14 protein-coding genes are annotated in these 14,567 nt (G+C 70.9%); 7 read left to right on the top strand and 7 right to left on the bottom strand.

Going from position 1 to position 14,567, the window contains the following annotated elements:
• The first annotated feature begins 27 nt into the window (after positions 1-27).
• The 5 genes from ACFYZS_RS38125 (at position 28) to ACFYZS_RS38105 (ending at position 4,145) form a co-directional block, all read left to right on the top strand.
• Positions 28-819: a DUF4239 domain-containing protein gene (locus ACFYZS_RS38125; RefSeq protein WP_389023466.1), complete on the top strand. Its 792-nt coding sequence runs from the start codon at positions 28-30 to the stop codon at positions 817-819.
• Between the two features lie 248 nt (positions 820-1,067).
• A complete protein-coding gene (locus tag ACFYZS_RS38120; protein WP_389023463.1) occupies positions 1,068-2,018 on the top strand; it encodes a hypothetical protein in 951 nt (316 codons plus the stop codon).
• Between the two features lie 528 nt (positions 2,019-2,546).
• A complete protein-coding gene (locus tag ACFYZS_RS38115) occupies positions 2,547-2,831 on the top strand; it encodes a hypothetical protein (RefSeq protein WP_389023460.1) in 285 nt (94 codons plus the stop codon).
• Positions 2,813-3,226 carry a DNA-binding protein gene (locus ACFYZS_RS38110; protein WP_389023457.1) on the top strand — a complete coding sequence of 138 codons (414 nt, stop codon included), beginning with the start codon at positions 2,813-2,815 and terminating at the stop codon, positions 3,224-3,226. Before ACFYZS_RS38115 ends, ACFYZS_RS38110 begins: the two co-directional genes overlap by 19 nt.
• A 457-nt stretch (positions 3,227-3,683) precedes the next feature.
• On the top strand, positions 3,684-4,145 hold the full coding sequence (locus ACFYZS_RS38105) for an NUDIX hydrolase (protein WP_389023453.1): 462 nt from the start codon (positions 3,684-3,686) through the stop codon (positions 4,143-4,145).
• A gap of 1 nt (position 4,146) precedes the next feature.
• Here the strand turns inward: ACFYZS_RS38105 and ACFYZS_RS38100 are convergent, their stop codons facing one another.
• The 7 genes from ACFYZS_RS38100 to ACFYZS_RS38070 all read right to left on the bottom strand — a co-directional run bounded on the left by ACFYZS_RS38100 (position 4,147) and on the right by ACFYZS_RS38070 (position 10,681).
• Entirely contained in the window at positions 4,147-4,344 is a 198-nt protein-coding gene (locus ACFYZS_RS38100; protein ID WP_389023450.1) for a hypothetical protein, read from the bottom strand.
• A gap of 237 nt (positions 4,345-4,581) precedes the next feature.
• The gene (locus ACFYZS_RS38095) at positions 4,582-4,842 is read right to left on the bottom strand and encodes a hypothetical protein (RefSeq protein WP_389023448.1); all 261 of its coding nucleotides are present in this window, start codon (positions 4,840-4,842) and stop codon (positions 4,582-4,584) included.
• Between the two features lie 448 nt (positions 4,843-5,290).
• Positions 5,291-6,091: a hypothetical protein gene (locus tag ACFYZS_RS38090; RefSeq protein WP_389023445.1), complete on the bottom strand. Its 801-nt coding sequence runs from the start codon at positions 6,089-6,091 to the stop codon at positions 5,291-5,293.
• On the bottom strand, positions 6,084-6,437 hold the full coding sequence (locus ACFYZS_RS38085) for a hypothetical protein (RefSeq protein WP_389023442.1): 354 nt from the start codon (positions 6,435-6,437) through the stop codon (positions 6,084-6,086). Before ACFYZS_RS38085 ends, ACFYZS_RS38090 begins: the two co-directional genes overlap by 8 nt.
• 734 nt (positions 6,438-7,171) lie before the next feature.
• Positions 7,172-8,032 carry a helix-turn-helix domain-containing protein gene (locus ACFYZS_RS38080; protein WP_389023439.1) on the bottom strand — a complete coding sequence of 287 codons (861 nt, stop codon included), beginning with the start codon at positions 8,030-8,032 and terminating at the stop codon, positions 7,172-7,174.
• 472 nt (positions 8,033-8,504) lie between these two features.
• Positions 8,505-9,332 carry a trypsin-like serine peptidase gene (locus ACFYZS_RS38075; protein ID WP_389023436.1) on the bottom strand — a complete coding sequence of 276 codons (828 nt, stop codon included), beginning with the start codon at positions 9,330-9,332 and terminating at the stop codon, positions 8,505-8,507.
• A gap of 128 nt (positions 9,333-9,460) precedes the next feature.
• Positions 9,461-10,681 carry an amidohydrolase family protein gene (locus ACFYZS_RS38070; RefSeq protein ID WP_389023433.1) on the bottom strand — a complete coding sequence of 407 codons (1,221 nt, stop codon included), beginning with the start codon at positions 10,679-10,681 and terminating at the stop codon, positions 9,461-9,463.
• Between the two features lie 132 nt (positions 10,682-10,813).
• On the opposite strand from ACFYZS_RS38070, the gene ACFYZS_RS38065 reads away from it, so the two are divergent.
• The gene (locus ACFYZS_RS38065) at positions 10,814-14,026 is read left to right on the top strand and encodes a BTAD domain-containing putative transcriptional regulator (RefSeq protein ID WP_389023430.1); all 3,213 of its coding nucleotides are present in this window, start codon (positions 10,814-10,816) and stop codon (positions 14,024-14,026) included.
• Positions 14,027-14,252: 226 nt separating this feature from the next.
• Positions 14,253-14,483 carry a hypothetical protein gene (locus ACFYZS_RS38060; RefSeq protein WP_389023427.1) on the top strand — a complete coding sequence of 77 codons (231 nt, stop codon included), beginning with the start codon at positions 14,253-14,255 and terminating at the stop codon, positions 14,481-14,483.
• Positions 14,484-14,567: the final 84 nt, after the last annotated feature.

Below are 14,567 nucleotides of genomic sequence, written 5' to 3'. Positions count from 1 at the left end.
CAGGAGGAGTCGGTCGTTGAGCAGGCCATGATCCTGTGGCTGCTCAACACCTTCAGCACGTTCACCCTCGGCGTCCTCCTGGTCGGCGGCTTCGTCGCCCTCGCCGTCGGCGGCAGCCTCGCCGCCCGCCGCCGCTTCCCGCACCTGGCGGGCGGCGAGCACAACGAGATGGTCGGCGTGGCCCTCGGCATGTTCGGAGCGATCTACGGCATCATCCTCGCGTTCGTCGTCGTCACGCTCTGGACCCAGCTGGAGAACACCCAGACCGTCGTCGCCACCGAGGCCACCGACCTGGCCCTCGTCGTCCGCAGCGCCGAGGCCTTCCCGCCGGCCGAACGCGCCCGCGTGGAGAGGGCGGTGGGCGACTACGTGCACGCCGTCGTCGAGGTCCAGTGGCCGATGATGCGCGACGGCCGCCCCAGCTACGACGCGACCGCCGAGCAGACGCACGGGCTGTACCGGGCGCTCCAGGCGTACGAGCCCGCCGGCGCCCGCAGCGAGACCTTCTACGAGGAGGCCGCGAGCCGCCTCAACGACGTCGCGGCGCAACGCCGGGCCCGCATCACGATGGCCGAAACGTCCCTGCCGGTGCTGCTCCAGGTGCTGGTGTACGGGGGCGCCCTCGTGATCCTCCCGCTCACCTTCCTCTTCGGCCTGCGCAGCCTGAAGATGCAGCTGCTGTTCGTCTCGGCGGTGGCCGGGCTGATCGGCTTCAGCCTGCTGCTGGTGATGGCCCTGGACCGCCCCTTCGCAGGCGACCTGAGCGTCACCCCGACCCCGTACAAGGAGGCGGCACTGTCCCAGTTCTGGCCGCGGTAGACGGTGCGGCCGCGTGGCTCCGATCGGCCACCAAGCACCGGTCTCCGGTTGTAATCTCGGCCACCCAGGAGGTGCGTATGCCAGAGAACTCTGCTCCGCCGCGGGGCTTACCGGAGCCGTCGGAATCACCTGAGCCACCGGAACCATCCGAACCACCTGAACCATCCGGAGGGGCGCCGGAGAGTCCGGACCGGCAGGCGGACCCACCCGCCCCGGCGGAGGGGGATCCCGCCGCAGAGCTGCAATCCGTGCAGCCATCGGACGACAGCGCGCGGTGGAGACGCTTCCTGCCGCTGGGCGACGGGAACTTCACCGCCACGTACATCGTCGCCCCGGTGCTGGTGGCGGCCATCGGACTGGGGATAGCCGCCGGCTTCGGATGGATCGGCGACCTGTTCGAGGAAGAGAAGCCGCCCCTGTACGTATCGGGTACCCGCTCGCCCCTGGCCGCCGTCACCACCGCGCCGGCTCCTCAGTCGTCCGCCGTCTCCTCGCCGCCCGCGACCGTGACGCCCGCGGCGGGCGCCCCTTCGCCCGTGCCGTCGGCCGGGCAGGCGGAAGCGGAGAAGCAGGGCATCTCGTATCAGCAGGAGTACCTGTGCCCATGGAAGGCATGGGTCGTGAACAAGCCGCCCAGCGCCTTCGGGTCGCTTCCCGTGGGGAAGGACAACCAGCCCGATCCCGCCCTCATCAACGAGCACACCGCCGCGGATCCGGGTATCACGCACCTGGTCATCGACGTGCAGCCGGCCGACAGCAGGCCGATGCTGGTCAAGGAACTGCGCATCAAGATCCTCAAGCGGAGCCCGGCGCCTGCCGCTGCCACGGCGACACTGGTCGGCTTGCAGAGCGGACAGTGTGGCGAGGGCCCGGCGACCTTGGAGGCCGCAGCCGACCTCGACGGGACGGCAGACTTCGCCACCGTGAGGGTCACGGAGGGCAGTTCGCTGCCCCAGGAACTGGCGGACGGCAGAACGCTCCACATCGACCTCAGGGTCCGCACCCGCGCGTGTGACTGCGTCTGGGTCCCGGAGATCGTCTGGGGGCAGGACGGCAAGGTGCACAGCACGGAGTTCCGCATCGACGGAAAGGACTTCCACACTGCCGCCACCACGGGACTCCAGCGCAGGGCCTGGGTGATGGACCTGAACACGATGGCCTGGTCGGAAAGGCCCTTCGACGAGTCGATCCTCAAATAGGGGCGGGGCGGGGGCTGCGCGGGCGGGGTGAGGTGAGTGGGGCGGGGGCTGCGCGGGGCGGGGTCTGTCGACTCGGGGTCGGGAGGGTGTCCGGGGGCGTCCCGTCAGTCCACTGTCCTTCCGTGTCGGGTCGGTCCGTCAAGGGCGCTCCCTGCGGTCGCGTCGCTTCGCGATGGCCTTCGGCCACCCTTGACTGACCGCCCCGCCCCGGAATGCCATAAGACTGCCGGGAAGCCCCCGAAGGAATGGCCGGGAGGAACATGTTCAGGGACGGGCCCTCAGCGATACGCGGCCAAGCCCCGGCGACCGGACACCTCCCTCCCGGAACCACCATCCCCGGCCATGACCAGGGGGGCGCGTCCGATCGCTACGCGCTCCTCACGGCTTAGCGTCCGACGACCGCCTGTGGCTGGACATAAGCCGCCCACGACCGGGACGGGCGTCAGATCGCTACGCGCTCCTCACATCTCAGCATCAGACGACCGCCTTGGGCCGGACCGATTCCTACTCGTTTGATACTCTGGAAGGGTGTCCGAGACGACGTACGGAATCGGTGAAGGGCCGGCGGCCAGAGTGAGCCTCTCGCTGCCTGAAGGAACGGCTGAGGCCATCCGCTCACGGGTGGGCAAGCGAGAGTTCTCCTCCTTCATCGCCGCAGCTGTCGAACGTGAACTGCGCGGTCAGATTCTTGATGAGTACCTGGCCGACTATGAGCAGCGTCAGGGGCCCCTCTCGGCAGAGTCTCAGCAGACCGCCCGCAGGGTCTTCGACGAGGCGTTCGCACAGGGTGGGGAATGGCCCGCCGCAAGCTGAGCCACGAAGGCACTCTGCTTCTGGACAGCGAAGGCCTGTCGAAGCTGGTGAGCGACGACGAGACCGTCGTGGCCCTCGTCGCAGAAGCCAGGAGCCGGGGCATGGAGGTCGTGATCTCCGCACTCACGATCATCGAGGCCGTCCATCGGCGTACCGACAAAGCTAGGCTGAACTGGATTCTCACCGGTGTCCGCGTCATCGCGGTGGGGGACGAAGAAGCCCGACGAGCGTCGGCGCTTCTCATGGAGGCGGGGCTCCACGGCCACAAGTACGCGATCGGTGCGGCGGTGGCGGAGGCCGCCCTCCGCCAACGCCGTCCCGTTGTCGTCCTGACGTCGGATGTCGACGACATGACGAAGCTGTGCGGTGGCCGCGTCCACATCGTCGCCGTCTAGGCCGTCGACCAGCCCCAGGCGGTCGTCGGACGCTATGCCGAGTGGAGCGCGTAGCGATCTGGCGCGCCCCCGGTCATGGCCGGGGATGGTGGTCCGGGAAGGGGATGTCCTGACCGCAGGGTGTGCTGGTCGGCATCTCCAGGGGCCTCTATTGGAACGTGAACCTCCCGGCCATTCCTTCGGGGGCTTCCCGGCAGTCTTATGGCATTCCGGGGCGGGGCGGGCAGTCAAGGGTGGCCGAAGGCCATCGCGAAGCGACGCGACCGCAGGGAGCGCCCTTGACGGACCGACCCGACACGGAAGGACAGTGGACTGACGGGACGCCCCCGGACACCCTCCCGACCCCGAGTCATCGAGTCCTGCTCCGGTGGCCCACCGCACTCGCGCGGCCCCGCCTCCGAAGCCCCCGCCCCCAAGCGCCACCCCGAAGCGGCCACCCCCGTCGTACGCTGATCTGATGAGAACTCCTCGGCAGGCAGCGCGGATTGTCGTCCTCTCCCCCAGCGGGTCGGTGCTCCTCTTCCGGGAGAACAACATCGAAGTCGGCATCCACTGGCTGCCGCCCGGCGGGGGCATCGATCCCGGGGAGACCCCCGAGGAGTGCGTGCGGCGCGAGCTGCGCGAGGAGACCGGGTGGACCGACCTGGAGCCGCAGCGGCTGCTCTGCACCTGGGAGCACGACTTCACCCACCAGGGGATCCCCGTCCGCCAGCACGAGCACATCTACGTCACCACCGGCCCGCGCCGTGATCCCGTACCCGAGTCCCCCGACGCGCACTGGCGGTGGCTGTCGCAGCAGGCCCTGGCCTCGCTCGGGGAGCCCCTGTGGCCGCCGCTGCTCGCGGAGCTGCTGGCCGACGCACCGGCCGAGCCCGTCCACCTCGGCCTGGTGGGCGACCAGGGCCGTACGGCGACGTGAGTCATCGGGCGCCGGCGATCCATCGCCGGACGGCCGCGTTGGTGATGTCGTCCAAGGCGGAGACGGCTTCGATGGCGTGAAGGTCTCCGGCGAACGGCGGGATGCCGGCCGCGGTCAGCGCGGCGTGCAACTCAAGGCGCCGGTGGTGCGCTGCTTCAATTCGGCTTTCAGGCCGCTCCTGCGGGTCCGGGATCGGCACGGAGCTCGCGAAGCGCGCGTCCCCCGCACCGTTCGTGTCCCCCGCGCCCTCCGTACCCCCCGTACCCCCCGTGTCCTCCAAGTCCCGTATGCCGGGGAAGCGGTAGGGGTCGAGTCCCTCCCGTGGTTTCGGTACGCGCGGCGAATCGCGCCACTTCATGTGAGGACCTCCTGGAGCCAGCCTGACGGTGGGGGAGTTGCGGCGGGGTCTGTACCGGCGCGTCGGGGGGACGGGCGCTCACATCCCCTGCTCCTGCAGGGCGTGGGCGCCCGCCGCGATCACCTCGGCGAGCTGGTTGGCGACGGCGACGCTGCATCCGCCGAGCCGGACCAACCCGCGGGCTCCCACCGGCCCGTCGTTGGCGAGGGAGGGGAGCACGATTCCCGCCAGCGCGAGCGCTGCCTGGAGATTGGTGACGGCGTCCAGGCCTGCCTGGTAGGCGGCGTCCTGAAGCCGCTTGTACCGGATTCGTTCAGCGTATGAGGGCTCGTACGCCATGGTTGCTGTCCTCTCTCGGTGGGTGGTGCGCGAGTACGGGGGGGGTGGGACGGTGGGAGGGTGCGGGGCAGTCATCGGGGGCCGTCGCGACCGGATTGCGGACCGCCCGTGACTTATCGGATTCGGTTGTCGTTCCTCAGATGAAAACGATCACTACGGCGGGCTCCGGGAAGGACCACGTTCTCCATGCGGTCAGAGGTCGTGCCTTCGCTCCCGGCGCCGTACGCGGTGGCGCCGTCCCCCTCCTTGTCGGCTCGGCCACGACCGGCTCGGCCACGACCGGCTCGGCGGACTGCGGCCCTGTCCGTCCCGGCGGCCCCGCGCTTCGCCGGGGCATCGTCGCGGCCTTCACCGTCCTCGGCCGCGCCCGACGAGCGGCTGCCGGGCGCGGAACTTCGCGCGGGTGGCCGCGGACCGATGCCGGCCGGGGACTTCCCGGACGTGACCGTCATGCCCCGTAGTGGAGTCTGGGGGCCGGGGAGGGCCTGGAGCCGCGGTGTCGCGGCGTCGGCTGGCGGGGCGGCCGCGTGAGCGTGATCTGGCGGACGAGCTGCTGGAAACAGGCGAGTGCGGCGATGGCGGGCAGGGTCGCCGCGGCCTGAGCGGGGAGCGTCCTCGGCGCCTGGGCCACGCACAGAAGCGTGGCCAGGGTCGAGAACAACAGGACGATGGACCAGGAGTGGACGGCGCGGCGCTGGTGCAGGGCCGCCCTGAGGATGGACAACGAAGCGACCATCCAGGGGCCGTAGATCAGCAGCGGCCACCAGCTGACCACGTCGTGGCCGGTGTGGGGCGCGGCGCTGTGCCGTAGGGCGTCGCAGATGGCGAGCCCGCTGAAGATGCTCACCACGGCGGCGATGAGAGCGACCAACACGGACGTGCACAGACTGCCCGTGCGCATGAGGGCCACTGCCGGCGCCTTCGCCCGTACGGTTCGGCGGCGGTGCCCCGCGGATGCTTCCGCCGGCCTGATGCCCGGCGCTCCGGCCACCCGCTCGGTGGCGCTCATCGCGTCGTTCACTTCATCGAAGACGACCCGGTCGAAGGACTGCGTCTGGTCGCCCATGCTTCCCTGAAGCAGACAGGCGAGCTCCTCCGCCGGATCCCACGCGCCGTTCTCCTGGGCCGTCCCGAGCGGCGAGTACCCCATGCCGGTGTGCTGTTCGGGATCCACCACCGGCCGGAACGTGCGGGCATCGGGCTGGGTGGGGAAGCCGGTCCAGTCGTGATGACCGTACGGTTCATACAAGGGAGCCCTGCCTCATTCGGCCGTCAGTGCCGCACGTCCCGGATGCGGCCGCGCCGTGCGACCGTCGATTGAACTCGTGGCGGATCGAGCTCATCGCTTCCAGGAAATCCTCGAAGATCGACGACGAGTAATTCAGTTCGATTTTCAGACCTTCATGGTGGAGAGTCGCGGCCTCGTCCTGGGCTCGGCCCGATGAAGCCGGTGTGAATGTCCACTTACCCATCCGGGAGACCCCTGGGCGAACGGGGTCATCCTCTTCTTCCGAATGCCGATGGAAGATTGCACTGCGGTTTGCTGTTGTCATAGTCCAACCAACGCTTCCGGCGCCGGGCAGGGTGTGAGCCATGCGGGTGATGGTGACGCAGCCCACACCCGTGGACCGTTTCCTTTCACCGCTTCCGCCATCGCGGCGAACCGTCAGGAGCAGGGTTCACCGCAGCTCAGGGCGGTGATGGCGAGGATTGGACCGGGGTGGACCGGGGTGGGCCGGAGGGCCGGATCGCGCCGGCCGGCCTCCCCCTGGCGTGGGTTTCGGTATCGGCCGTGTGGGGGTGGCGCGACCACCGTGCTGCCAGACGGCGCGCTTTCGCCCGCCCCGCCGCGGAACCGGTCCGCATGAAGGAAATAGGAAATTACTACAACCGGACAGGGTGCTGCACATGGCTGCAATGAGGGCGCGGGGCATTACCGTGCATATGCCGCTGCGTTATGTGGAGATGTTGCCGAGGGCTCGAGCACGGGCCCCGTTGCGCGAATCCGTCACCGGAAGGGACCCGCTGTGGCAGACATGTTGGTGAGGCTCGTGCTGATCTGTGCAGTACTAGGTGCGTTCTGGAGCGCAATGGCATCGTCGGGGGTGGGCCGAATGCGGCACAGGGACGCCCTCGAACTGAGGCGCCAGCAGCACTTCAGGTACGTCTTGGAGCGGAACGCGAATGCCCCCTGGCTCTTCCGGCACGAAGTCCCGGAGGCTGCCGCCCCGGTGCGGGAACCCGTCGGCGGCGCGGCGTGTTCCGCCTGCGGAGCCCTGGCCGGGTGGGAAGGCGGGACCCCTGGCTGAGCGTCGGCGCCGCTCCCCGCTCACGAGGTGCGCGTGTGGATCCGGATGGTGTCGCGGATGAACTGGCGGCTCTGTTCGGGTGCGAGTGCTTGTGCTTGGAGGTAGTCGTACATGAAGTGGTAGGGCCGACGGTCCGCGGGCTTCTCCAGGTAGAGATCGCTGGTGAAACGCTCCAAGTACACGACTCCCGCGTCGTTGTCGGAGAACGTGAGGATGGAGAACTGCCCCGAGAGACCGGGGTGGGCTCCTGCCGCGTGCGGGAGGATCTGCACGGTGATGTGCGGCTGGGCGCTGATGCGGTCCAGATGTTCGAGCTGTTCGCGCATGACCTCGGCGGTGCCGACGGTGCGATGTAACGCCGATTCGTCCAGGACGACCCATAAACGGAAGGGGCGGGCGGGGTGGTGGGCGCGGTGCTGGCGCCGCAGCCGCACTTCAAGGCGGTTGGCGGCCTGTTCGGCCGTGATGTGAGGGTTCGTTTCCCCGATGACCGCCTCGGCGTAGGCCGGCGTCTGCAGCAGACCGGGCATCACCAGTGGCTCGTACGAGTGAATGGAGACGGCCTCCGTCTCCATGCCGACGAACACGCCGTAGGGCACGTCGCCGTAGGCGACCCACCAGCCCTGCCGGCCCGATTCCTTCGCCATCCGCATCAGCGAGGCGACGAACGACTGGTCGGTGACGTCGTACAGTTCGCAAAGATCGCGCACGTCGCGGGGGTTGATGGCACGACGCCCCGTCTCCAGAAGGCTGATCTTGGACTGGGACACCAGGAGCAGAGCGGCCACTTGCTGGGACGTCATGCCCGAGGCCCGACGCAGCCGCCGAAGTTCCGCGCCGAGGCGAAGCCTTCTGACGGTGGGGCTTCCGTTCGCCGCCATGGGCGGTTTTACCTCCAACTACACGAACTCACACAGAGATGCAGGGCCCACGGCAACCGGCAAAAGCATTCTGCTTACCCGAAGCGGCGAGGGGCACACCCGGATGGCGAAGACCACCTATCCGGCCCAACGGGCTACGCCCGGACCGGCTCCCGCAACGGCGGGCGTCCCCGCGCCCGGCGCCGCCCGACGTCCGGCGCCGTCCGCCCACAGCCTCTGCGACGCCCGTCGTGACCCAAGCGCGGCCGCGTTCCCGCCGCCCTGCGGGCGTCGTGCCAGGTGACACCGATCCAGTCCTTCGAGCGGTCGAGTGGCCGATTGTTTACGGCCATGCACCATCGTACCCAAACCGGAACCCCCTCACCGACGGACCGTCAGTTCCGAAGGGGAGGCCCGATCGTGGCCCCGATGGCGCGGATCTCGAACCGCCCCTCGGGCTACGGAAGAGCGGCGCGCGGACCGCGCGGACCGCTCAGCGGGTCGCCGCCGTCGCCTTCGCGTACAGCGTCGCCGCGTACTCCCCCAGGATCGTGCTCGTGGAGACGTCGTCCGTGTCGCCGCCCGTCAGGATCCCGATGATCTTGCCGTCCTTCCCGAGCCAGGCGCTGCCGCTCGTGCCGCCGGGGAAGTCAGCGCAGTCGAAGCGCTGCTCCGTCGGGGTCTCGCGGATCGCCGACGCGGTGCACGTGCGCGGGACCTTGCGGTCCGCCGGGTAGCCGGTGACGGTGATCTCCTCGCCCGAGCGGCCCGTGGTGTCCAGGGTCGCGGCGCCCGTGACGTCCTCGATGTTGCGGCCCGAGGCGTCCGGGGCGAGGCGGGCGAAGGCGAGGTCGTAGTCGTCGTCGGAGTCCTCGGACCAGCGCGGGTCCTCGAAGACCTCATCGATGGTCCAGGCGCCGTACGGGGCTCCGCCGTTCGCGTACGCGGGTGCGAAGACAGCGCCCGCGTCGCCGTGCTTCCCGGCGAGCAGGCAGTGCCCGGCGGTGACGATCAGGTTCTTGCCCGGGCTGTGCACCACGGTGGCGGTGCAGAAGTGGTCACCCTGCACGCCCCCCTCGAACAGGGCGCCGGTGAAGGCGGCGGGGCTGCCCGGCCGGGGTGTTCCCGAGGTGTTCAGCTGCGGCTGCTTCGCTGCTTGCGATCGCGAAGAGGCGCTCGGAGAGGGCTTCGCCGGGGCAGCCGCCTTGACGTGCGCCTCCGGCCGGCCCTCCGCAGCCGGCACCACCTTCGTCATGACGGCGGACGCGCCCAGCGCCGCCACCGCGCACAACACTCCGGTCACCACGGTCCGCTTGTCCACCGCCACCGCCCCTCCCACTTTGCTCCGGCGAAGCATGCCTTGATGTTCGCCTTCGCCGCAAGGGGACCCCGAACTCCCGGCCGTGCACCGGACCGTGCGCCTGCCCGTGCACCGGCCCGCGCTCCCGTCTACGCCCCGGCCCACAGCCCTTCGGGCGTCAGGCCCAGCAGGTCGATCGCGTTGCCGCGCACGATGCGGTCCACCACGTCCGGCGCGAGGTGGGACATCTGGGCCTCGCCCACCTCGCGCGACTTCGGCCACGTCGAGTCCGAGTGCGGGTAGTCGGTCTCGTAGAGGACGTTGGCGACGCCGATCGAGTCCAGGTTCTTCAGGCCGAACGGGTCGTCGAAGAAGCAGCCGAAGACGTGCTCCGCGAAGAGCTCCGACGGCGGCCGGTGCACCTTGTCCGCGACGCCGCCCCAGGCGCGGTTCTCCTCCCACACCACGTTCGCGCGCTCCAGGATGTACGGGATCCAGCCGATCTGGCCCTCCGCGTACATGATCTTCAGGTTCGGGAAGCGCTCGAACTTGCCGCTCATCAGCCAGTCGACCATCGAGAAGCAGCAGTTGGCGAAGGTGATGGTGGATCCGACGGCCGGCGGCGCGTCCGCCGAGGTCGACGGCATGCGCGACGAGGAGCCGATGTGCATCGCGATGACCGTGCCGGTCTCGTCGCACGCCTCCAGGAAGGGGTCCCACTCGTCGGTGTGGACGGACGGGAGGCCCAGGTGCGGCGGTATCTCCGAGAAGGCGACCGCGCGCACGCCGCGCGCCGCGTTGCGGCGGACCTCGGCCGCCGCCAGCCGGGCGTCCCAGAGCGGGATCAGGGTGAGGGGGATCAGGCGGCCGCGGGCGTCCGGGCCGCACCACTCCTCCACCATCCAGTCGTTGTACGCCCGTACGCCGAGCAGCCCGAGCTCGCGGTCCTTGGCCTCGGTGAAGGTCTGGCCGCAGAAGCGGGGGAAGGTCGGGAAGCAGAGGGCCGACTGGACGTGGTTGACGTCCATGTCCGCGAGGCGTTCGGGAACCGAGAAGGAGCCCGGGCGCATCTGCTCGTACGTGATGACTTCGAGCTTGATCTCGTCGCGGTCGTAGCCGACGGCGGTGTCGAGGCGGGTGAGGGGGCGGTGGAGGTCCTCGTACACCCACCAGTCGCCGATCGGGCCGTCGTCGCCCTTGGCCCCCATGACGGGTGCGAACTTCCCGCCGAGGAAGGTCATTTCCTTCAGGGGCGCGCGAACGATGCGGGGGCCGGTGTCCTGGTATTTGGACGGGAGCCGGTCCCGCCAGACGTGGGGAGGTTCAACCGTGTGGTCGTCCACCGAGATGATCTTCGGGAAGGTCTCCATGCGGACTACGGTAGCGTCGATCTGACGAACCGTCAGCTAGTTGGGGAGTGATCGGTCCGACACGGGCTGACGGGTAAGCGCAAGACAGGGCAGACTGGCCCTTACACCGACGGAAGGCAGGGGGGACGACAGATGGACGGCATACCGGCCATCCCGCACCAGCGGAACCACCCCGAGGCAGCCCGGCGCCATTCCGCTGCCGCGCCGGACGCCACGACCGGGGTTCGGCCTGACTTCACGACCGCTCACGCCACGGACACCGGGACCGGCGCGCCCGCCCCGGACGGGACGTCCGCCCCCGCCGGCGCGCCCTCTGTCGGCGCGCCCTCCGCCGGCACGCCCTCCGCCGGCGCGCCCTCCGCAGGCGCGGCCACCCCGGCAGGCACACCCGCCTCGACCGGCACGCCCACCCCGCCCGCGGCCGACCCGGCCCCGTCCCCCGACCCCTGCCGCTTCGCCGTCCTCGGCCCCATCCGCGCCTGGCGCGGCGGCGAGGCGCTGCCCTCGGGCACCCCCCAGCAGCGTGCCCTGCTCGCCGCGCTGCTGCTGCGCGGCGGCCGCACCGCCACCGCGCCCGAGCTGATCGACGCGATCTGGGGCGAGGACCCGCCGCAGCAGGCCCTCGCCACGATCCGTACGTACGCCTCCCGCCTGCGCAAGGTCCTCGCGCCCGGCATGCTCGTCACCGAGTCCGGCGGCTACGCCATCCACACCCCCGCCGACGCCCTCGACCTCGACGTCGCGCGCAGCCTCGCCTCCGACGCCGAACAGGCCCGCGGCACCGGGGACCGCATCCTCGCCCGTACGCTCCTCGACCGCGCGCTCGACCTCTGGGACGGCGAACCGCTCGCCGGGGTCCCCGGCCCGCACGCGGACACCGAGCGCACGAGGCTCCAGGAATGGCGCCTCCAGCTGCTGGAGACCCGCCTCGACCTCGACCTGGAGGTCGGCCACCACGCCGAGGCCGTCTCCGAGCTCACCGCCCTCACCGCCGCCCACCCGCTGCGCGAAAGGCTGCGCGAGCTGCTCATGCTCGCCCTGTACCGCAGCGGCCGGCAGGCCGAGGCACTCGCCGTGTACGCCGACACCCGCCGGCTCCTCGCCGACGAACTGGGCGTGGACCCCCGACCCGAACTCGCCGCGCTCCAGCAGCGCATCCTTCGCGCGGACGCCGAGCTCGCCTGCGCCGAGGACCCGGCACCGGCCGCCGCGCCGGCTCTCGTGAGGCCTGCCCAATTGCCCGCCACCGTCGCCGACTTCACCGGTCGCACCACCTTCGTCAACGAACTCGGCGAGATCCTGTCCGGCGTCGGCGGCCAGGTCATGGCCGTCTCGGCACTCGCCGGCATCGGCGGCGTCGGCAAGACCACCCTCGCCGTGCACGTCGCGCACGCCGCCCGCCCGCACTTCCCCGACGGCCAGCTCTACGTCGACCTCCAGGGCACCGAGCCGCGGCCCGCCGAGCCCGTCGCCGTCCTCGGCTCCTTCCTGCGCGCCCTCGGCACCCCCGACACGGCCATCCCGGACAGCGCCGCCGAGCGGGCCGCGCTCTACCGCTCCACGCTCGACGGCCGCCGCGTCCTGGTCCTGCTCGACAACGCCCGCGACGCCGCCCAGGTCCGCCCGCTGCTGCCGGGCACCGCGGGCTGCGCCGCGCTCGTCACCAGCCGGGTCCGCATGGCGGGCCTCGCCGGGGCCCATCTCGTCGACCTCGACGTGATGAGTCCCGAGGAGGCCCTCCAGCTGTTCACCCGGATCGTGGGCGCGGAGCGCGTCGGCGCCGAACGCCAGGCCGCCCTCGACGTGGTCGGTGCCTGCGGGTTCCTGCCGCTCGCCATCCGCATCGCCGCCTCCCGGCTGGCCGCCCGCCGCACCTGGACCGTGTCCGTCCTCGCCGCGAAGCTCGCCGACGAGCGCCGCCGCCTCGACGAGCTCCAGGCCGGCGACCTCGCCGTCAAGGCCACCTTCGAGCTCGGCTACGGGCAGCTGGAGCCCGAGCAGCAGCGCGCGTTCCGACTCCTCGGCCTCGCCGACGGGCCCGACATCTCGCTGGCCGCCGCGGCCGCCGTACTCGACCTGCCCGAGTACGACACCGAGGACCTCCTCGAAGCCTTAGTGGACTGCTCCCTCCTCGAATCGGCCGCGCCCGGCCGCTACCGCTTCCACGACCTCGTACGGCTCTACGCGCGTGCCTGCGCCGAACGCGACGAGCAGCCGCCGAGCGGCCGGGACGCCGCCCTGGACCGGCTGCTGGACTTCTACCTCGCCACCGCCTCCGCGGTGTACGCGGTGGAGCGCCCCGGCGACCGGCTGCCCGCCCACCTGTCGGCCACCCACTACCCCGGCCTGCGCTTCGCCGAGCCGCGCGCCGCCCTCGACTGGCTGTACGCCGAGGCGGACCCGCTGCTGGCGTGCGTCCGGCAGGCCTCCGTACGTTCGACCGGGCGGGCGGACGTGCTGCGTCGGGCCGTCGACCTGCTGTGGGCGGCGAAGGACCTCGCCGAGTCGGGGGCCAACTCCAAGCAGTACGAGTCCGCCGCCGTGGCCCTGCGCGACGCCGCGCACGCCGCGAAGGACCCGCACGCGGAGGGCCGGGCCCGCACCACCCTCACCAACGTCCACCTGGTCGCGGGCCGCTTCGGCGAGGCCGACGAGGAGGCCCGCCAGGCCATGGACCTCGCCCGCGAGGCCGGCGACCCGCTGCCCAGCTGCTGGGCGCCCAACGACCGCGGGATCATCGCCCTCTACCAGGGCCGGCACGCCGACGGCGAGCGGTACCTGCTGGAGGCCATCGAGAACTTCCGCGCCGACGGCAACCACATCGGCGAGGCCAGCGCGCTGTGCAACCTGTCCCGGATCCACGTCGAACTGGGGCGGCTGACCAGCGCCATCGACCTCGCCGAGCAGGGCATCGCCATATACGACCGGATGGGCCTGACGCTGCGCCTGGCCAACGGCCGCTACGCGCTGGGCATCGCCCTCACCAAGGCCGGGCGGCTCGGCGAGGCGCAGGACCAGCTCACCGAGGCGCTCTCGCTGTTCCACGACAACCGCCAGCCGCTGTGGGAGGGTGTGACGCACTTCCGGCTCGCCGTGGCCCATCTGGCCGCGCACCGGCCCACGCTGGCGGCCGCGCACGCCGAACAGGCCATCGCGCTGCGCGGGATCGGCGGGGAGTGGCGGCGGGCGACCGTGCTGACGGTGCTGGGCAAGGCGCTGCGGCGGCTGGGGCAGCGGGACCGGGCGCGGGTGTGCTGGCGGGACGCGGAGGTCGTCTTCAAGCAGCTGAAGTCCGCGGAACTGGCCGAAGTGCAGGCCCTGCTGGCCGCGGAGATTGCTGCCTGACCGTCCTGAGCTGCGGCGATCGGCCGCCGGTCGTGGGCCGGTCGCAGGCCGCCCGGCCGGTGATCGGCTGATGAATGAGGCATTCATCGTTCGTTTATCGCCGCCCGCCAAGATGGGTACATCGACTCACCGCGTCGGGGGGCGCGAGAGTCGGCTGGAGGACCACCCGTTCGGCGGTCCGCGGGGGAATCGCCGAACGGGCCCGACCCATCCATCAGGAGAACCGATGACGACGAACGAGAACATCCTGCCGAACGACGGCGACATGAAGCCGATGGACAATCACGCGTCCGGCATCGAGATCAAGCCGCTCGACGACAGCCTTGCACCGGGCGTCGACATCACGCCGATGGACAATCACGCCTCCGGCATCGAGATCAAGCCGCTGGAGAAGAAGCCGGCTTCGGGCGAGGACATCGTGGCGATGGACAACCACGCCTCCGGTCCGCGTCCGTAAGACGTCCCACGGGGGATAACGGGGGACGGGGGGCCGGTTCCACGGGGGATGTGAGGAACCGGACCAACGGGGGGGCCACGCGGG

Source organism: Streptomyces sp. NPDC001903 (assembly GCF_042891345.1).
GTDB lineage: Bacteria > Actinomycetota > Actinomycetes > Streptomycetales > Streptomycetaceae > Streptomyces.
The sequence above is the reverse complement of the archived record's forward strand: the minus strand, read 5'-3'. Positions and strand labels throughout refer to the sequence as shown.